Annotated in this window: 19 protein-coding genes and 1 pseudogene; 7 read left to right on the top strand and 13 right to left on the bottom strand. The window is 36.3% G+C overall.

Annotated features, from left to right (window positions below; genetic code table 11):
- Window positions 1-815: 815 nt before the first annotated feature.
- The 3 genes from D5R40_RS22270 to D5R40_RS22280 form a co-directional block, all read right to left on the bottom strand.
- The gene (locus D5R40_RS22270) at window positions 816-1,085 is read right to left on the bottom strand and encodes a cupin domain-containing protein (RefSeq protein WP_124146138.1); all 270 of its coding nucleotides are present in this window, start codon (window positions 1,083-1,085) and stop codon (window positions 816-818) included.
- A 178-nt stretch (window positions 1,086-1,263) separates the two neighbouring features.
- Window positions 1,264-1,884, bottom strand: coding sequence for a PAP/fibrillin family protein (locus D5R40_RS22275; protein ID WP_124146139.1), 621 nt, complete (start codon window positions 1,882-1,884; stop codon window positions 1,264-1,266).
- A 362-nt stretch (window positions 1,885-2,246) separates the two neighbouring features.
- On the bottom strand, window positions 2,247-4,541 hold the full coding sequence (locus D5R40_RS22280; protein WP_124155234.1) for a single-stranded-DNA-specific exonuclease RecJ: 2,295 nt from the start codon (window positions 4,539-4,541) through the stop codon (window positions 2,247-2,249).
- A gap of 879 nt (window positions 4,542-5,420) precedes the next feature.
- On the opposite strand from D5R40_RS22280, the gene D5R40_RS22285 reads away from it, so the two are divergent.
- Window positions 5,421-5,651, top strand: coding sequence for a hypothetical protein (locus tag D5R40_RS22285; protein WP_124147420.1), 231 nt, complete (start codon window positions 5,421-5,423; stop codon window positions 5,649-5,651).
- 161 nt (window positions 5,652-5,812) lie between these two features.
- Here the strand turns inward: D5R40_RS22285 and D5R40_RS37950 are convergent, their stop codons facing one another.
- Entirely contained in the window at window positions 5,813-6,403 is a 591-nt protein-coding gene (locus D5R40_RS37950) for an HARBI1 family protein (protein ID WP_240039184.1), read from the bottom strand.
- The gene (locus tag D5R40_RS37955; protein ID WP_205127547.1) at window positions 6,313-6,708 is read right to left on the bottom strand and encodes a helix-turn-helix domain-containing protein; all 396 of its coding nucleotides are present in this window, start codon (window positions 6,706-6,708) and stop codon (window positions 6,313-6,315) included. The genes D5R40_RS37950 and D5R40_RS37955 overlap by 91 nt, the downstream gene beginning before the upstream one ends.
- A 61-nt stretch (window positions 6,709-6,769) precedes the next feature.
- On the opposite strand from D5R40_RS37955, the gene D5R40_RS22295 reads away from it, so the two are divergent.
- Together D5R40_RS22295 and D5R40_RS22300 are read left to right on the top strand one after the other, a co-directional pair.
- The gene (locus D5R40_RS22295) at window positions 6,770-7,162 is read left to right on the top strand and encodes a tetratricopeptide repeat protein (RefSeq protein WP_124147419.1); all 393 of its coding nucleotides are present in this window, start codon (window positions 6,770-6,772) and stop codon (window positions 7,160-7,162) included.
- Window positions 7,163-7,177: 15 nt separating this feature from the next.
- The gene (locus D5R40_RS22300) at window positions 7,178-7,969 is read left to right on the top strand and encodes a tetratricopeptide repeat protein (RefSeq protein ID WP_124147418.1); all 792 of its coding nucleotides are present in this window, start codon (window positions 7,178-7,180) and stop codon (window positions 7,967-7,969) included.
- 178 nt (window positions 7,970-8,147) lie between these two features.
- Here D5R40_RS22300 and cas6 read toward each other — a convergent pair whose 3' ends face one another.
- The 7 genes from cas6 to groES all read right to left on the bottom strand — a co-directional run bounded on the left by cas6 (window position 8,148) and on the right by groES (window position 13,255).
- Entirely contained in the window at window positions 8,148-8,312 is a 165-nt protein-coding gene (gene cas6 / locus D5R40_RS41370; RefSeq protein WP_339379426.1) for a CRISPR system precrRNA processing endoribonuclease RAMP protein Cas6, read from the bottom strand.
- A 30-nt stretch (window positions 8,313-8,342) separates the two neighbouring features.
- Window positions 8,343-8,744: a hypothetical protein gene (locus D5R40_RS39955; protein WP_240039183.1), complete on the bottom strand. Its 402-nt coding sequence runs from the start codon at window positions 8,742-8,744 to the stop codon at window positions 8,343-8,345.
- Between the two features lie 578 nt (window positions 8,745-9,322).
- The gene (locus D5R40_RS22310) at window positions 9,323-10,108 is read right to left on the bottom strand and encodes a hypothetical protein (protein WP_124147417.1); all 786 of its coding nucleotides are present in this window, start codon (window positions 10,106-10,108) and stop codon (window positions 9,323-9,325) included.
- The gene (locus tag D5R40_RS22315) at window positions 10,062-10,388 is read right to left on the bottom strand and encodes a hypothetical protein (RefSeq protein WP_124147416.1); all 327 of its coding nucleotides are present in this window, start codon (window positions 10,386-10,388) and stop codon (window positions 10,062-10,064) included. Before D5R40_RS22315 ends, D5R40_RS22310 begins: the two co-directional genes overlap by 47 nt.
- Window positions 10,389-10,553: 165 nt before the next feature.
- Window positions 10,554-10,721: a hypothetical protein gene (locus tag D5R40_RS35860; RefSeq protein WP_161564727.1), complete on the bottom strand. Its 168-nt coding sequence runs from the start codon at window positions 10,719-10,721 to the stop codon at window positions 10,554-10,556.
- Window positions 10,722-10,991: 270 nt separating this feature from the next.
- Window positions 10,992-12,626 carry a chaperonin GroEL gene (groL, locus tag D5R40_RS22320; protein ID WP_124147415.1) on the bottom strand — a complete coding sequence of 545 codons (1,635 nt, stop codon included), beginning with the start codon at window positions 12,624-12,626 and terminating at the stop codon, window positions 10,992-10,994.
- Between the two features lie 317 nt (window positions 12,627-12,943).
- On the bottom strand, window positions 12,944-13,255 hold the full coding sequence (groES, locus tag D5R40_RS22325; protein WP_124147414.1) for a co-chaperone GroES: 312 nt from the start codon (window positions 13,253-13,255) through the stop codon (window positions 12,944-12,946).
- Between the two features lie 495 nt (window positions 13,256-13,750).
- Between groES and D5R40_RS22330 the strand changes: the two genes are divergently transcribed.
- The 4 genes and pseudogenes from D5R40_RS22330 to D5R40_RS22345 all read left to right on the top strand — a co-directional run.
- Window positions 13,751-14,248: a (2Fe-2S) ferredoxin domain-containing protein gene (locus tag D5R40_RS22330; RefSeq protein WP_124147413.1), complete on the top strand. Its 498-nt coding sequence runs from the start codon at window positions 13,751-13,753 to the stop codon at window positions 14,246-14,248.
- Between the two features lie 445 nt (window positions 14,249-14,693).
- Window positions 14,694-15,344 (top strand): response regulator transcription factor, encoded by a 651-nt coding sequence (locus tag D5R40_RS22335; RefSeq protein WP_124155235.1) that lies wholly within the window; start codon window positions 14,694-14,696, stop codon window positions 15,342-15,344.
- Between the two features lie 599 nt (window positions 15,345-15,943).
- Window positions 15,944-16,459 (top strand): LabA-like NYN domain-containing protein, encoded by a 516-nt coding sequence (locus D5R40_RS22340; RefSeq protein ID WP_124147411.1) that lies wholly within the window; start codon window positions 15,944-15,946, stop codon window positions 16,457-16,459.
- 466 nt (window positions 16,460-16,925) lie between these two features.
- A pseudogene (locus D5R40_RS22345) lies at window positions 16,926-18,059 on the top strand (2-isopropylmalate synthase); the annotation flags it as partial.
- Here D5R40_RS22345 and D5R40_RS22350 read toward each other — a convergent pair.
- The coding region (locus tag D5R40_RS22350) for an alpha-isopropylmalate synthase regulatory domain-containing protein (protein WP_282433658.1) at window positions 17,978-18,455 on the bottom strand (478 nt) is incomplete at its 5' end. The pseudogene D5R40_RS22345 and the gene D5R40_RS22350 sit on opposite strands and share 82 nt — an antisense overlap.

Below are 18,455 nucleotides of genomic sequence, written 5' to 3' on the forward strand. Positions count from 1 at the left end.
AATTTTGAACACCGTGTAGACGGTGGGGTATTAAACCCACAAAGAAAATGATAAAGTATTAACAATTAAATATTTGTAGTGCGGGCATCTTGCCCGCGATAGGTATATCTCACCCTTGGTGGAATCTGCTGTAATGAATAAGATATCTTTATTTCATGGAAATAAATTGCTAAAAATATTCTTACTTATTACTTAATCACTGAAATGTTCAATAAGTATCGCATTATTTTTAGCAATTTATTTCATGGAAATAAATTGCTAAAAATATTCTTACTTATTACTTAATCACTGAAATGTTCAATAAGTATCGCATTATTTTTAGGAATTACTATCAGTCAGAAAAAATGCAGAATAACTCAATTATTCAATTATGAAGTACAAATAACTCCTCCATTACTTCCGAGTAAAGTGTGAAAAATATTTTTTTTAGAGTTTAATTAAACATAGCATTTTTTTGAGAATAGGTATTATATTCTGTCTGGATAATTAGCGATATAACTAAGTTCCGCACTCTGCAAACAAAAAACTTATCCAGAGCAAAATCCCCTATTCTCTCTACTCCCTTATTAAACATAGCATTTTTTTGAGAATAGGTATTATATTCTGTCTGGATAATTAGCGATATAACTAAGTTCCGCACTCTGCAAACAAAAAACTTATCCAGAGCAAAATCCCCTATTCTCTCTACTCCCTTATTTATCAGAGATAATATTAGAAATATAGCAGTCCAAGGAAAGGTTAAGACATATCAAAAGCTTAAAACTCAGACAACGAAAATTTTTCCTTATTTCGATTCTTCTTCCTTCTTCCTTCTGCTAATAAATATGAATAGCAAGCCAAATTGTTTCTATCTTTGGATCGGTTGAAATAATTTTATGTGGGGTTTTAGCTGGTATAAAAATATGACTATCTTTGACTAATTTTGTTGTTTTTTGATTGATTTCTAATATGGCGGAACCTTCAAGCAATGTTACCCATTCATCTTCATCTTGAATAAATTCTTTACTGACGAAATTAGGGGGTGAAATTATTTTATTAATTTTGACATTTTTATGTGATAGTAAATTTTTTAATATCTCTTCCATGATTTTTGATTAAAATGGTAGGTTTTAGGTTTTAGGTAGTATAGCAGTTGCCATTACTGTTAGGAAATATCATCAAGTTGAAAACTCAGACAACACCATATTTTTCCTTCTCTCCAAGATAACTAAACACCTTCTTCCTTTTTCTCTCTTCCCTCTTCCTTCTTCCTTCTTTCTTCCCCTATACAACTTTATTCAAAATAAATAAACTTTCATCCCCTCCACGTCCAATTCTTAAAGTTTCGTCTAAATAAGTAATATCTAATGTAGCAACTCTACCTTGAGGATTATTAGCTGCTACAACTTTAAAAGGATTTAGTTTGGGAGTATTAATACCCACAATTTTCTCAATTGCCAAATAACGTTTATCAAAATAAACATTGATGCGTTTATCTGCTAAACCAGATTTATCTATAGCTAGTTCAAAACTAGCAGTTACTTTTACATTTCCTGAGATTAACTTCAGAGGATGTTGTACTTCAGCTTGATTAAAAAATACTTTATTAGTAACATCAATTACTTGATAAACTTTACCTACTTGTAAACCCAATGGTAGGGAATCTAAAGAACGAATTTCTCTAGCTGTAGAGTATTGCAATTGCCAAGTTCCATCTAATAAATTAGTAGCATTTCGGAGAGGTTGAGGATGAGGATTAAGATTTTCTAAGTTTATTGTTAACTGTTCAATTTCTGCAACTAAAGTTTTATCTAACTTCAAGTTCGTTACAGGAGAACCATCATTCTTAGTTTGAATATTTTTGATTGTTGCTTGTAATTTTTCTTTCAATAGTTGATTATTCATTTGATTAAATAGTTGTAAAATTTCAGGAGTCAGGAGTCATATCAAATTCTGTTGAACACTTATTATATAGTTCGGGGGAGTCGGGGAGTCGGGGAGTCGGGGAGTAGGGGAGATTTAAGGCTTAAAGTATAGTTATAAACATATACTATATAACCGGATTATATATCAGGAGTCAGGAGAAAGGAAGAATGATAGTGGAAATTACAGCGGGTTCGAGTTCCACCTTGGTGAGGTACAACCCGAAGCGAGCAAGATGCTCGCACTGGGAAAATTTAATTTTTCATATTTGTATTTCATATACTTGGAATTTGCTGTATCTAGTTTCTTCCTTCTTCCTTCTTCCCTCTTCCGTCTTCCTTCTTTTATAACTTTAAAGCACTCATAGCTGCTTTAATTAAATTAAAAAAACGGGCATCTGAAACATCTACTTGTTTAGCATTATTACGAGTTTTACCTAACAAACCTATTTTTTGTCCCTGTTGAATTGCTAATACTTCTCCACGGGAATTTCTAATTCTTAATTCCTTCACATCTCCTATTTGATAAAGACTGCAAGTGTAAGGGCGACTACTGTAATAAAATTCTGCTTTTTGAGGAAAATTTTGAGGCGAAGTCTGTGAATTCCTAGAAATTTCCATCGGTAAACGTACTCCTAATAATTCCAACTCAATATTACTCTGACCATTCCAAGTATTTTCCCGCATTTTATAAGCAATATCTACCACCGAAGGTAAAGGAAAATAATCGCCCCAACGCCAAGCGATCGCCTGAATTATTTCTCCTTTAATTAAAGTTAATTTAATTAAAGGAAAATAATCGCCCCAACGCCAAGCGATCGCCTGAATTATTTCTCCTTTAATTAAAGTTAATTTAATATGCCCCTTACCCACAATTCTTTGTTCAGAAATTCTCACATTTCGACTCCAAAACACAGGGTCCTTATTTTCAATTCCGCAGGGATGAAGTAAATCTATTTGACGATATAAATCAAAATTTAATTCCTGAATTTCTGCCTCAGCATCAATACTAACTAACGGTTTTAGATGCTTAATTTCTAAACATTGATGAGCAAACTCACTCAGACGAGAACGAAATTTATCCAAATTTTCTGCCGAAAAAGAAAAACCACCAGCCGCTCTATGACCTCCATACTTTCCTAATAGCTCATCACAAAATTGTAACGCCTCAAAAACATCAAACTCAGGAATGCCACGAGCAGAACCACGAATTATTTCTTCCCCCTCCTCCTCATAAGTGCCAATAAAAACAGGCACACCATAACGTTCCACCAACCGAGAAGCAACAATACCAATAACACCATGATGCCATCCCGGTTGCACCACCACTAAAACCCTTTCCTCCCGTAAATTTATCTGACTCGACTCACACCAAGCGATCGCCTCTTGTTCAATTTCCTCACATAACTGTTGTCGTTGCTGGTTAATTTCTTCACATTGCATCGCCCTTTCCAAAGCTATTCCCATATCATCAGTAGTCAAAAGCTCAATCACAATTTGTGGGTCAGCAATACGCCCAACTGCATTGATGCGCGGGCCCAGGCGAAAACCAATATCATCAGGTTTAAGAGATTTTTGATTATCTTTTGATTTTGGGTTTAATACCCCGCTATCTACAGACTGTTGAAAATTTTTTGGCGTTTGAGTTCCCTCTTCCTCCCCCCTTTCAAAGGGGGGCAAGGGGGGATACCCTCTTCCCTCTTCCTTCTTCCCTCTTCCTTCTTGACAAGTTCCCTCTTCCTCCTTCCCTCTTCCCTCTTCCTTCTTCCTTCTTCCTTCTTCCTTAGCTTGAACACCAGATACCTGAATTAATGCTTGTACTCCTGCTAACTGGGAGTGAGGCAAATATTGTAACCCCCGTTTCACCAAGCGACGGTTTACTCCAGTTAGAGGCGCCAAGTCAGCAATAGTACCCAAGGTGAATAATTCTAAAAGTGGCTTAATTAAACCTTGGTGTTTTCCCAAACGTTGCGCTAGAGATACTGCCAAAATGTAAGCAACCCCCACTCCTGCCACACCCCGATAAGGAGAAGTTTCTGAAATAAGCTTGGGGTTGAGGATAGCGTGAGCTGGTGGTAGTTTTGGTGGAATGTCGTGGTGGTCTGTAATAATAACATTTACACCTAATTCCCTTGCCCTAGCAATAGGTTCATAAGCAGCAATACCATTGTCTACAGTGATGATGAGACTTACTCCTTCCTGATGAAACTCCTTAACAATACGTTGGTTAATGCCATAACCTTCCTGCATTCGACTAGGAATAGCATAGTCAACTTTTGCCCCTAGATATTTGAGAGCGCGCAACAATAAAGCAGTGCTAGTCATTCCATCTGCATCATAGTCACCACAAATAGCAATTTTTTGTTCTTGAGAAATTGTAGTTTGTAATAAGTTGAGACTAATATCTAAGTCGGGAAATTCTTCTATTGGTAGAGGTAGTTTTATTGACTCAGGATCTAAAAATTCTTGTGCTTGTTCTATAGTAGAAATATCCCGGTTAATTAATGTCTGGGCAATTAGGGGTGATATTTCTAGAGTTTTGGCTAGTTGTTTAGTTATTTCTGGTTGCTCTGGATATATTAACCACCTTTGGTTAGGTAAGTTTTGCTGCTTTGGTGAAAGGGGGAAATTATTTTGCATATTGAATAAGGAAGAGGGAAGAAGGAAGAAGGAAGAAGGAAAGGGGCAAGCGAATACGGGAGCAAGATGCTCCCACTACCGTGTCTCGTAACAAATATAATTACAATGCACTACCACTTTAATTGTTTATATTCAGAATCATATTATACCAAGCGTGAAAAAAGAATACAGAACTTACCCAAATTGACTTTTAAAACACCATCTGTAGGGGCGCCATTCGGAGCTTTGCGGAACGCAAATGGCATTCGCCCTCATTCGATTTAGTGTCCGTGCGTAAGTCCTGAATACTTAACTTAAGTGAAACTTCAATTATCAAGTAATTAAGATGCTAAGTAAATAACTTTTTTGATAATTAGCACGCCAGTTATTGTTAATTATCCTTATATTTACTTCTCTGTACGGACGCCCTTATGCAACGTCCCTACTACTCTTTAAATGTAAACCATAATTATAGGAGGAAAAATGTTCAAAAGCTTAATCAGACAAAAATATTTAGGAGCAATACTGTTCCGGAACACTTATAACGAATGCTTGCTTCATTCATTAAAAAGCTGAAAAGCTCAAATGCTGAAATACTGATAGCTTATTATTAGGAGGAAAAATGTTCAAAAGCTTAATCAGACAAAAATATTTAGGAGCAATACTGTTCCGGAACACTTATAACGAATGCTTGCTTCATTCATTAAAAAGCTGAAAAGCTCAAATGCTGAAATACTGATAGCTTATTATTAGGAGGAAAAATGTTCAAAAGCTTAATCAGACAAAAATATTTAGGAGCAATACTGTTCCGGAACACTTATAACGAATGCTTGCTTCATTCATTAAAAAGCTGAAAAGCTCAAATGCTGAAATACTGATAGCTTATTATTAGGAGGAAAAATGTTCAAAAGCTTAATCAGACAAAAATATTTAGGAGCAATACTGTTCCGGAACACTTATGCGGTTAAAATACGTCTGGCTTATATCTTTGCTTTAATTGCAATAATTTTCCCTCATCATTATGTTTTAGCTCAAACCACTACAGAATATTATGCTGCTTTGAGTGAGGATAAAATTATTAATAATGACTCGGAAAATCAAGATGCTTCTATTAGACTTCTCCGAAAATAGTCAAACCAATACTGTAACTATCTTTTAAGGAGCGATCGCTATTTTACCAAGATAGTTGATTTTTACAGTCTCATAGGTATTAGAGATAGTTAGTATTAATATATAGCCCTAATTATAGTATCTTAAGTCAAGAACTTTTTAAGATATTTTCGGCTAATTTATTAATACAAAATAACCGTCCCTATTCCCAGTATTACAAGTCCACAAATAGTCATTATTATTTGCGTATATTTATCAGAATTTAGCCTGAATCTTTCCTGGGCTACTCGAAATATTTTTACCAATCTAATTATATGTTCTATAAAGATTCTTTCAGCAGCCAGTTCTTGATTTTGAGACTTTTGCTGACTGGTTAATTCTTGATTCTTTGGCTTTTTTTTCGGTGTTCTTATTGCTGATTCTCCAATGTAAGCTTTATCACCAGCAAATTTTTGTTCTTGAGCGAATTTTTCTTGTGTTTCACGAAAAAAACTTATGTCACTTTTTTTTCCTGGTTTTCCAGCTTCTACATCGACAATATCTTTACCTAATGGTAACACAATCACCTGACTTTTTCTAGTATGACTTTTTTTCTTTCCTGAGTAATATTCTTTTTGTTTTGCATATTCTTCTGGCCTTTCTATACCCTGTTCATAGCTATCTATAATTAACTCATACTCTGTTAAAATTTCTTTAACAATTTCTTTGTCACTGGAGTTTTTTTTACCTGTTCTAGTAGACTTGGTGGTAACAATTCTCCAATTATTGGGCACCAATAATTAAATGTATCATTGGCAGTAGTTTCACTCACTCCAAATTGAATTCCTAGTAATTGAAATGTTGTTAAATGTCTTAAATAAGTTAATGTTAAAATAATTTGTTCTGAGATAGATAATTTAGGTAGCCTACCACCACCAGAAGCCATTATTATCACTTTTTTAGCTGTAGCTATTTCTCGCTTATTATTGTGGAGTTTTTCTGCTTGTTTTAATAACTTTTCTAACTGTTCATACTTCATACCTAATAAACGTTCTGATTCTTGTGGGTGATTGTGAATATAATCGAGTATATTAGTCATAATTTGCCTAGCAAAAATTACATTTTTTATTACTTTATCACAATTTATTTATTTTTCGGAGATGTCTATTTATTTTAATCGGGGTGTCGATAAATATAATGATGGAAATTTTCCCGGAGCTTTGAATGATTTTAGTAAAGCTATTGAGCTGATACCGGATTTTATTGAAGCTTATTATAATCGTGGTATTTTACGAATTGAATTAGCAGAATATCAAGGAGTAATTGAGGATTTTACTAATGTAATTAATCTCGATCCTAGTCGCATTGAAGCTTATTATAATCGAGGAAATATTAATAGTATTATTGGTAATTATCAAGTAGCAATTGCGGATTTAAATAAAGTAATTGAATTAGAGCAAAACTTATTTTATGTCTATAGTAATCGTGGTGTTGCTCGTTCTGGAATAGGAGACGCACAAGGTGCAATTGCCGATTTTTATAAAGTAATATAATTAGAGTAAAATGCTGTGGATGCTTATAATAATCGGGGAATTATTCGGCGGAAATTAGGAGATTATCCAGGAGCTATTGCTGATTATTCTAAAGTAATTGAACTGAAACCTAATGATGCTAAAACTTATTTTAATCTGGGAGTTGCTAGGACTGAATTTGGAGATAAACAGGGGGCAATAGAGGATTATAATTGGGCAATTAAACTTAACCCCAATTATGCTAAAACTTATCTAAATCGAGGTAATATTTGGCAAAATTTGGGGAATTATCAGCAAGCAATAGCAGATTTTTCTCAAGCAATTAAATCAAATCCTGAGTTGGCAGATGCTTATAATAATCGGGGTAATATCCGCCGTTTATTGGGAGACGAGTGGGGAGCAATTATTGATTACAACCGGGCGTTAGGAATTGAATCAAATTTACCAGATGCTTACAATAATCGAGGGAATGCTTATAGTTCTTTGGGAAATTATCGGGAGGCAATTTCTAATTACGACCGGGCTTTAAAACTTAATCCAGAACTATTTTTGACTTATCATAATCGGGGTGCTGCTTATTTAGAATTAGGAGATTATGAAGCGGCTTTAGCAGACCTTAATCGAGCCATTGAATTGCAGCCTAATTTTGCTAATGCTTATGAAAGTCGTGGAATTGTATATGAGCAGTTAGGAAATTTGCCAAAAGCTCTGGAAGATTTACAGAAAGCTGCTGAATTGTTTGTAGAAGAAGAGAAAAATTTAGAGTATGAAAGGGTTAAAGAAGTTATTGATAAAATTGAGCGGAATGCTGATATTAAATCAATTTAATAGGGATTTGGGTAAGTTTAACTTTAAAAGCATTTATTTGTTTAATTTTATCTGGTTCAACATCTCCAAAAAATCGATAAGTAACCTCACCAACAACTCCAATAAACTTACTTCGAGAATCAGCAACAATTTCTGTATTAATATCGAAATAACTAGGATATATCGAGTCAAGCGGAATTTAAAAAAATTCCATCCCACTATATTGATCCCAACGATTCAATAAAGAATTAAACACACAATCTTTAGTAGGCATCGGCGTATCATAACTCCCTTGTCGAAAACAAGTAGGAGTAGCAAAATTTAGGGTAATAATTCTCTGAGAATCAGAAGCATTTTCATAGATTTATTGATAAGAAAAAGAGCCTACCCAAGGTCAATCGGGTTTCGGCGTACTAAGAATATTAATAATGTTTAAATTTGCCAGACCTAAATGCCAAGGTTTTTCAGGATTAATATTCAACCAAAGTTGAGTTAATTCGCTGAATAAATTGTCATCTAAAAGAGATACACGCCACCAACAATTAGTACCTGGTGGAATAAATTTTTTATGTTGCCATTGGAGAGTATGGTCGCGACTTTTTGAGGAGCGTTTTTGAGTTTGTAAATGACTAACAGTAAAAGGTTTATTACCAGTAGATTCATGGAGGCGATCGCCTAAATTTCTATCGACGGAACTAACTAAAGTTAAGAACAAAGCATGGAGATGTCTGCCTGTTAGATATTTGGTAGGAATGGGAGATTTAGGGGTTAGGTTGAGGACGAGACTATAGGGCATGGGAAATTAAAAGTCAAAAGTTAAAAGTCAAAAGTTAAAAGTAAGATTTTAGGTACTGGTGTACAAGTAGTAGTATCCTAAAAAAAATCAAGTAGTCAAATGCTATAAATGTCCCGTTTAGCAAAAGTTTTTTTCATAAATAATTTTCCCATCTCGTGCCACATAAAAACCTAATGGTGGAGAACATTTGTTGAGTTATACCACATCAATAATATCGCTGTTAATTTGAAAAATATTTCCCAATCCTATCGGAACTTCAAACCAAGCAAAAGTATTATCTCTCATCATATTTTTGCAAATTTATTCATCATCATATGGTGCAGCAAAATCCCAGTCACTTTTGGCGTGAGTATCCCCTCTAACGCGAGACACAAATAATACCAATATTTTCAGGTAAGGGATTTTTTGGGTAGTTGGGGAGAGAGTTTTTTTAAGTCGGAAAATGATTGTGTTTTCATCTTTAATATGTTCTGAGAAATTGCAAATTTTGACAAAAATGGTTCTACAGGTTCTTGCACAAAGCAACAAAGCCCTTAAGAACCCTAGTATGGATTAATTATCTATATCTTGATACTAATTTAGATTGCCCGCTTCACATTTTTACAGTGATAACTAATTGCTTGTACTGTTACCTCAAAACGTTCGGCAAGTTCTTTAAGAGATACTCCTATAGCATAATCATTTTGAATTTTTTTGATTTGCTGTGGGTTAAGTTTTCGAGTTTTTGACTCAAACAACCGATCAATATTTACATCTTCTGGCTCAGGTAATTCGTATTTGCGTTTAGCAGCATTGATAGAGATGTCGTGCGCTTCAGACAAATTACCTGTATAAAGCTCAGTTGTCATACGCTCAACAAAACCTACAGCTTCAAGTCCCAAAGCTTCAGGAATATGATTACGAGCAATGCGTGGAGTACCATCTATTGTCTCCCATTCTAGGCGCATTTCAGATGCAAGTTTGCCAAATAGTTTGATATAGGTATAGTCAGTCCAGTAGGCAGGTGACTCTCGAATTTCAGCAATAAAGCGAGCATAGGGCAACCGTTCATGTTTATTCCTCAAACGAGCCTCTAACCACTGATGTAGCGCTTCACTGTCAGCTTTTGTGTAAACTCCTTGGATCGCAGTGTATGCCTGGGCATAAAAACCTTCGGTGGCAAACCACTTAAGAAAGTCTTTGATCTTGTCTTGCGTTCCATTGGGTAGCCTTCTTTCTGTGAGAAGTTCAAAAGCAAGATCAATAAACTCTGATACCTCTAGAACTTTATGATAGGGGCTTGTAAGATTACCATAACCCTGTTTTTTATCGTCTTCATCAAATGGTAAGTGATATACTGCAAATCGCTTTTTGTTCTTTTTCATCAAATGGTAAGTGATATACTGCAAATCGCTTTTTATTCTTTGGTAATTCAAAATACTCAATTATGTCGGTGCTATGAAAGTCACCAGGATTTTCATTACGGGTCTGGCGTGTCCACTTCGCTAACTGCTTATAAGTAATGCCAGCATATTCATTTGACATTCGGAAGTTCAAACCTATGTTGGGTTTATTATGCCCAAAAGCATGAGGATTGATAATAATAGCCTCAAACTTCCGGTTTTTGTATCTCAGATTTAGACGTTGCCCTGGTCTTAAGTCCATGTTTGTTTTTTCCTTCTAAATTGATTAAGTAGCAGGGAAAGCTCTTGCATTAAATATTGAGGTTTATGTAAAGCTTTTCGCATCAGTCGTACAGCGACCAAACCAATACCTTTAGCTACTAACTTAGTAATTCCAGAGTAGGGCTAGGATTACGTGTTCATGAACTCACTTGCGATCGCTACTCTCTTGAGACTTTTCCCACACCTTATTACGATAGACAATTCTTGAAAAAACGTCAACTTTATAATTGGGTTCATAGTATTTAACCGCTTTAAATGCTAAATGACCAATAAAAATAACATCTATAACCAATAATTTTGAGACCAAATTCACTTTTTTTTACTTCTGACTTCTGACTTCCGTAAGACGTTCCATGGAACGTCCCTACAGTGGTCTACCCAAATGAAAGCCTCTGTAAAACTAAGACAACGCAATATTCTTCCTTCTGCTATAAAAAAAACCACCCCCAATCAATGGAGGTGGCCCAAACACAATACACACTATTTACAGCAGTCAAAGGAAAGGAGGCAGATAGATCGAGAGCTGAAAACTAAGACAACACAATATTTTCCTTCTTCCTTCTTCCTTCTTCCTTCTTCAAACCTAGTAATCGAAATCTCCACCGCCCATACCAGCGCCAGCAGGAGCACCTTCCTTGGGTTCAGGTTTGTCAACAACAATACACTCAGTTGTCAACACCATACCAGCAATAGAAGCAGCGTTTTGTAGAGCAGAACGAGTTACCTTAGCAGGGTCAACAATACCAGCTTCAAACAAATCTATAAAGTCGTTAGTAGCAGCATTGTAACCAGTATTAAAATCTTTCTCTCTCACGCGCTCGGCAATCACAGCACCATTCTGGCCGGCATTTTCAGCAATGCGCTTTAGAGGAGCTAACAAAGCACGACTCACAATTAAAGCACCAGTTAACTCTTCTGCTTGCAAATTCTCATTTGCCCAATTTTCTAGATCGGGAGCTAGGTGAGCTAGAGTTGTACCGCCACCAGGAACAATACCTTCTTCTACAGCAGCTTTAGTTGCGTTGATAGCGTCTTCCAAGCGTAATTTGCGGTCTTTCATTTCTGTTTCAGTAGCAGCACCAACTTTGATTACAGCTACCCCACCAGCTAACTTAGCTAAACGCTCTTGTAACTTCTCTTTGTCGTAGGAAGATTCAGTTTCTTCCATCTGACGGCGAATTTGGTCGCAACGAGATTTAACTTCTTTTTCGTTACCTTCAGCAACGATGGTAGTGTTGTCCTTGGTGATGTTGATGCGACGAGCTTTACCAAGCATATCTAGTTTGGTGCTTTCTAGTTTCAAACCAGCATCTTCAGTAATAACTTGACCGCCAGTTAATACAGCAATATCTTCTAACATTGCTTTACGGCGATCGCCAAAACCAGGAGCTTTCACAGCAGCTACATTCAACACACCCCGCAAACGGTTAACAACCAGAGTAGCTAAAGCTTCTTTCTCAATATCTTCAGCTAAGATTAATAAAGGTTTGCCAGAACGAGCTACTTGTTCTAATACTGGTACTAAATCTTGTACTAAAGCAATTTTCTTATCAGTAATTAGAATCATTGGTTCTTCGAGTACCGCTTCCATCCGCTCCATATCTGTTGCAAAGTAGGGAGAGATGTAGCCTTTGTCGAAGCGCATACCTTCAGTAATTTCTAGTTCGGTCTGCATTGACTTCCCTTCTTCTAGGGAAATTACGCCTTCCTTGCCCACTTTATCCATTGCTTGGGCAATCATATTACCCACTTCTTCATCGTTACCAGCAGAGATGGAACCAACTTGAGCGATCGCCTTAGAATCTTCAATTTGACGAGCGTGAGATGCAATTTTTTCTACCAAGAAACCTGCTGCTTTATCAACACCGCGCTTGATGGCAATGGGGTTAGCACCTGCAGCTACGTTCCTTAGACCCTCTTTTACAATTGCGTGAGCTAAAACGGTGGCTGTAGTAGTACCGTCACCTGCTGCGTCATTGGTTTTGGAAGCTGCTTGACGAATTAGAGCAACTCCTGTATTTTCAATATGGTCTTCTAGTTCGATTTCTTTAGCGATTGTCACACCATCGTTAACGATTTGAGGAGCGCCAAATTTTTTCTCTAGAACTACGTTCCTACCTTTTGGACCGAGTGTTACTGCTACAGACTCAGCTAGAATATCCATACCTCTTTCGAGGGCGCGACGAGCATTTTCGTTGTAGATAATACGTTTAGCCATAGTTGTAATTCTTATTGATTAGTAATTGTGGATTTGACATCTCCAGGGGTTGAAACACCCTGAATTCTGTGTAAAAAAACACCACAAAAGGGATAAATCCACTTTTGCTTCCAGCCTGTCAACAGACTTCTAGACTCCTCGGGATAGACAAAAATCTATACTGTGAGCTTGCTTTGAGAGTGGTTTCACTCAAGGTATTGGAGCAATCTTCTCGCTGCTCTATTTGTTATTTTATTGATAATTGTTGTTTTAGCACTTTGGCAAACATCAAATAGGTCGAAGAAGTTTGCTAGTGCTATGGAACAACTTGATAATTCTTAGTTAACAATTGCGAGAATATCTTTTTCTGCAAGTAGCACATACTCATCGCCACCGAGTTTGATATCTGTTCCGGCGTATTTGGAGTACAGCACTTTGTCTCCGACTTTAACTTCCATTTCTGCGCGGGAACCATCGTCATTGCGCTTACCAGGACCAGCAGCAGCAACTTCTCCTACTTGGGGTTTTTCTTTTGCATTGTCAGGTAGAAGAATACCACCTGCTGTTTTTTCTTCAGCTGCACTAACTTTGACAAATACGCGATCGCCTAAAGGCTTAACAGTAGAAACACTCAATGTTACGGCTGCCATTGTTTTCCCTCCAGATAAATTTGATTTTTCCTGAGAGGCTAGAATCTGAAGCTAAATTACCCGCTTCGTTTTCTTTTTTAGCACTCTCACTACCTGAGTGCTAATTTAGCTGAATAGGAGTTGCCATTGCAACTGATGAAACTGTACGGGTTCCCGAACTGAGGGATTTGGTTTTTGGTGGTGGTGCATAGTAATGGTAAAGGAAGCACCGGGAGTGTGGGGGAATGGGAGATGAGGAGTGTGGGAGAAATTAAAAAATATGTATTCTACAATTACCATGCAAGACTATCGGTTTTTTCTGTCAAAAGTCTAAATTAAATCGACAAAACAATATTCCTCTCAATTGAATTGAGCTTTTTAAATTAGGACAGTAGACTAAAATTATCTGAGTAAATCGAGAATTTCACCGTCAAAGTCATTTATTATTAAAAATAGGACATTTGACCAAAAAGACAATATCCCAAGAAGTTCGTTGGAAGGTGTGTCGAAAATTTTATGACAGATAATATATCATCTCAAAAAACCGATAAATCTGATGGGACTAACTTCCAGATAGCTGAATGCCAGGAAAATTATCAACTGGACGATATTGACCAAGATATTTGCCAGGAATCCCTTGGTGTTTGTATCCAATCTCTGGGACTAAGTAAAATTCAGCGACATATTTTTATTTGTGCTGACCAAACAAAGCCTAAATGTTGTTCAACAGAGACTGGTTTAGAGGCGTGGAATTATCTCAAAAAACGGCTCAAAGAGTTAAAACTTGATCGGGTTAACACTGATTTACCTGGCTATATATTTCGCACTAAAGCTAACTGTTTACGAGTTTGTTGTCAAGGTCCAATCATGGTTGTTTATCCTGAAGGAGTATGGTATCATTCCGCAACTCCTCCTGTAATTGAAAGAATTATTCAAGAGCATATAATGGGCGATAAACTTGTAGAGGAATATGTTTTTCTAACTCATCCTTTGCCCGAATCAATGATTATTTGATCAAATAGCCTTAGTTGATTCATTCGCTAATACTCATAAATCATGGACATTTACTTGACTGCCAAACTCAAAAGTTCAAAGTTAACAATTAGTAACTAATATTTATCAATATAAATTATGATAATATTAGTAGTCAATACTGTCAAATTTTCATATATTATTAAAAGTAGTGGAAGTTATTTTTCACAAATACAAAACTATTATCTAGTTATATATATCTAATATTGTAGAACTATTGATTGAGTCTAAAATCTATAATCAATAATACGGGGCATAATTTCTTTAGATCATTAGGTGCAGTCCAAGCCCTGTGGCTAAGGATATATATTAATTTAAAAGAAAGTAGCAAACTCGCCCTACTTCCTTAATCTTTTATGAAAGATGTGGTTTATACCTGTCTTTGAAGTTAATGTTTGCGGGAATTAAAGAAAGTGAGTTCTTCATTATGAAGGAAATTAATACTACAGACCAAAGACGGTTAATGTTGGTTGATGATGACCCTAATTTAATTTTATTAGTCAAGGATTATTTAGAATTTCGTGGGTATCAGGTAACAACGGCAGAAAATGGCCGAGATGCACTAGAAAAGCTGGAAAATGAAATTCCTGAGCTAATTATATGTGATGTGATGATGCCAGAAATGGATGGCTATACCCTTGTGCAACACATCAGAGAAAACCCAGCTACAGAATGGGTTCCAGTTCTATTTCTATCTGCCAAAGGTCAAAGTCAAGACCGAGTCAAAGGTTTAAATACTGGAGCTGATGTCTACATTGTCAAACCATTTGAGCCAGAAGAACTCGTAGCTCAAGTAGAATCTTCCCTGAAGCAAGCTTCTCGCCTAATTAAACATCAAAATTCTGCCATGGTTAGTAATGGGCCAAAAATCAAGGTGCGCAGAAACGTAGAATTAACTCCCACAGAGTTAAAGGTAGTCCAACTTGTAGCCCAGGGGATGGCAAATCGTGACATTGCACAATTGATGGAAGTTAGTCAAAGAACGATTGAGAGTCATGTAAGCAATATGCTTGGTAAAACTGGTCTACACAATCGGACAGAATTAGCTCGTTGGGCGATAGAAAGTAAAAAGGCTTAGGTATAATCACCCAGGAATTGATCGGGGTGTAAGTCTTTATCTTGATGTAATTTGTATATTTGAGGGCTGTAATTTTGTACTGCCCCAGTTTTTCTATATTCCGAATTTTATATATAGCAGTCGAAGGAAAGGGCGCGGACATATCAAAAGTTTAAAACTCAGACAACGCCAGATTTTTCCTGATTACTTCTTCCTTCTGCTATACATAGTTTTTATTAAGTCAATTGTTTTTGATTTGACTGAATTATTAGAATATTGGACGAATCAAATCTTCAAAATATGGCCTTAATGAAAAATTATTGTCTTATATTGAAGATCTGGAAGGGGATCAATTAATTTAATAAGTATAAAAAGTATTTTTTTACAGAAAAAAGACTAAAATAGATAGTATATAACTACTAAAATTATTAAAATTATTAGTAGAGAAAAATATTATCGGTTTATGATATAAGGGTGATTTTTTGCAGTTTAAATCTGAAAAATACAAGTAATAATATTAGTTTATCTAAATTAAAAATAATTGCATTGATGATAGGAATATTACTAAAATAATAGATTTAGACTGAATTATCTAAAATTAATATTAAACTTAAGTTTCTATGAATAATTCCAATAACCGTCTTTCTATATTTGTTGACGGGAATAATATGTTCTACGCTCAACAAAAAAATGGTTGGTTTTTTGACCCTAGAAGAGTATTAGAACATTTCAACAAACCAGAAGTCAAACTAATAAATGCTTTTTGGTACACAGGCTTAAAAGACCCACAAGATCAAAGGGGATTCCGAGATGCTTTAATTAGTTTGGGTTATACAGTACGCACTAAAATTCTTAAAGAATATTATGATGATGTTTCGGGTCGCTATTCTCAAAAAGCTAACTTAGATATTGAAATTGTAGTAGATATGTTTAATACAGTAGACCAATATGACCAAGTAGTTTTATTTAGTGGAGATGGGGATTTTGAAAGAGCTATTGAGCTACTGCGTTCTAAAAATACTCATATAACAGTTGTATCAACAGAAGGAATGATTGCTAGAGAATTGCGAAATGCCACAGATCAATATGTAGATTTAAATGATATTCGCGACCAAATAGAAAAGGCAGAATATTAATTAAGAAGGAAGAGGGAAGAAGGAAGAAAGAAGAAGGAAAAAAATCTCAATTTCTTTGAGAATGCACCAAGTCAGAAGGCAGGAAGCATCAAAGAAAAAATCTATGCTTGAAGACTTAAATATCTTCCTAGAAAACTCACAAAAATTAGACTAAATTTACGTTTAATTTAATTAAAAAACGTTTCGGTCCGGAATGCTCCGCAAATAGTATTTCAGCCTTTAGCAGTTAGCTTTTGATCAGGGGATACGCGACCCCTACTAAAATGAAATGACAACCTAGAAGTCGGGGATTTAAACCAAAGCTTTTAGTACGCTGAAAGCTGAGTGCTGTTTGCAGAGCATTCCGGTACGGAAAATGCTGATAGCTAGTTAATTTAAACTATATTCACTAGTTTGTAAGACAAGGTAAGATCGAAAAAAGCTCAAGGCTAATTGCTGTAAAATATTAAACTATAAGGGAAAAATAATGACAAGTAATCAAGACCGAATTATTATTTTTGATACGACTCTCCGGGATGGGGAACAATCTCCTGGAGCAGCTCTCAATATAGATGAAAAATTGACTATTGCTCGGCAACTATCTCGCCTGGGAGTAGATGTGATTGAAGCTGGTTTTCCCTACTCTAGTCCTGGAGATTTTGAAGCAGTACAAAAAATTGCCGAGACAGTGGGTGTAGAAGGAGGCCCAACAATCTGTGGTTTGGCAAGAACAACCCGTGCAGATATTGAAGCTGCAGGTAAAGCTCTTAAACCCGCAGCTAATGCTCGTATTCATACTTTTATTGCTACTTCCGATATTCACTTAGCTTATAAACTTAAGAAAACTAGAGAAGAAGTATTGGCGATCGCTCCAGAAATGGTGGCCTATGCTAAAACTTTCGTAGATGATGTAGAATTTTCCCCTGAAGATGCAGGTCGCTCTGACCCAGAATTTCTCTATCAAGTATTGGAGGCGGCGATCGCTGCTGGAGCGACTACGGTTAATATTCCCGATACTGTTGGTTATACGACACCTGCTGAATTTGGGGCACTTATCCGAGGTATTAAGGAAAATGTACCCAATATTGACCAAGCTATTATTTCTGTTCATGGTCACAACGACCTCGGTTTAGCAGTCGCTAACTTCCTTGAAGCTGTGAAAAACGGCGCTCGTCAACTGGAATGTACTATTAACGGTATCGGTGAGCGAGCTGGTAATGCTGCTTTGGAAGAGTTAGTTATGGCATTGCACGTTCGGCGACAATATTTTAATCCCTTCCTTGGTCGCGCACCAGAGTCAGAAGCACCACTTACTAATATTGATACTCGCCATATTTATAAAACATCTCGTCTGGTTTCTAACTTGACAGGAATGTTTGTGCAACCAAACAAAGCTATTGTCGGCGCTAATGCTTTTGCTCATGAGTCAGGTATTCATCAAGATGGGGTACTCAAGAATAAGCTTACTTATGAAATCATGGATGCTGAGTCCATCGGGTTGACAGATAACCAAATAGTTTTGGGTAAACTTTCCGGTCGTCATGCTTTCCAAACTCGTCTCAAAGAACTTGGGTTTGATATTTCTGATGAAGAGGTGAATAAAGCTTTCCTCAGATTTAAAGCATTTATATAAGCTTGAGCTGATGCCACAATAATATCAGTATTAGCAGCATGACCAGAATACACCCGTCCTTCATGACGCAAACGAATAGTCACCTCCCCAATAGCATCAATACCAGCAGTTACCGACTGCACAGAAAACTCAATTAAATCATTAGGCACATTCACCACCCGGTTAATTGCCTTGTATACAGCATCCACAGGTCCAGTACCAATGGCAGCATCAGTCAATTCCTCCCCATTAGGAGTCCGGATACTAACTGTGGCGGTGGGACGAGAGCGATCGCCACAGGAAACCTGTACCAACTCTATACGGAAGAGTTCTGGTGGTTGTTGAATCTCACTGTTAACAATAGATTCTAAATCCCAATCTGTAATTTCTTTCTTTTTGTCTGCC

It is taken from the genome of Okeania hirsuta (genome assembly GCF_003838195.1).
GTDB lineage: Bacteria > Cyanobacteriota > Cyanobacteriia > Cyanobacteriales > Microcoleaceae > Okeania > Okeania hirsuta.

Bases quoted from the DNA above. Each gene is read 5' to 3' on its own strand.
- D5R40_RS22270 (WP_124146138.1), bottom strand. From the start codon at position 1,085: ATGGAAGAGATATTAAAAAATTTACTATCACATAAAAATGTCAAAATT.
- D5R40_RS22275 (WP_124146139.1), bottom strand. From the start codon at position 1,884: ATGAATAATCAACTATTGAAAGAAAAATTACAAGCAACAATCAAAAAT.
- D5R40_RS22280 (WP_124155234.1), bottom strand. From the start codon at position 4,541: ATGCAAAATAATTTCCCCCTTTCACCAAAGCAGCAAAACTTACCTAAC.
- D5R40_RS22285 (WP_124147420.1), top strand. From the start codon at position 5,421: ATGTTCAAAAGCTTAATCAGACAAAAATATTTAGGAGCAATACTGTTC.
- D5R40_RS37955 (WP_205127547.1), bottom strand. From the start codon at position 6,708: ATGACTAATATACTCGATTATATTCACAATCACCCACAAGAATCAGAA.
- D5R40_RS22295 (WP_124147419.1), top strand. From the start codon at position 6,770: ATGTCTATTTATTTTAATCGGGGTGTCGATAAATATAATGATGGAAAT.
- D5R40_RS39955 (WP_240039183.1), bottom strand. From the start codon at position 8,744: ATGCCCTATAGTCTCGTCCTCAACCTAACCCCTAAATCTCCCATTCCT.
- D5R40_RS22310 (WP_124147417.1), bottom strand. From the start codon at position 10,108: ATGAAAAAGAACAAAAAGCGATTTGCAGTATATCACTTACCATTTGAT.
- D5R40_RS22315 (WP_124147416.1), bottom strand. From the start codon at position 10,388: ATGGACTTAAGACCAGGGCAACGTCTAAATCTGAGATACAAAAACCGG.
- groL (WP_124147415.1), bottom strand. From the start codon at position 12,626: ATGGCTAAACGTATTATCTACAACGAAAATGCTCGTCGCGCCCTCGAA.
- groES (WP_124147414.1), bottom strand. From the start codon at position 13,255: ATGGCAGCCGTAACATTGAGTGTTTCTACTGTTAAGCCTTTAGGCGAT.
- D5R40_RS22330 (WP_124147413.1), top strand. From the start codon at position 13,751: ATGACAGATAATATATCATCTCAAAAAACCGATAAATCTGATGGGACT.
- D5R40_RS22335 (WP_124155235.1), top strand. From the start codon at position 14,694: ATGAAGGAAATTAATACTACAGACCAAAGACGGTTAATGTTGGTTGAT.
- D5R40_RS22340 (WP_124147411.1), top strand. From the start codon at position 15,944: ATGAATAATTCCAATAACCGTCTTTCTATATTTGTTGACGGGAATAAT.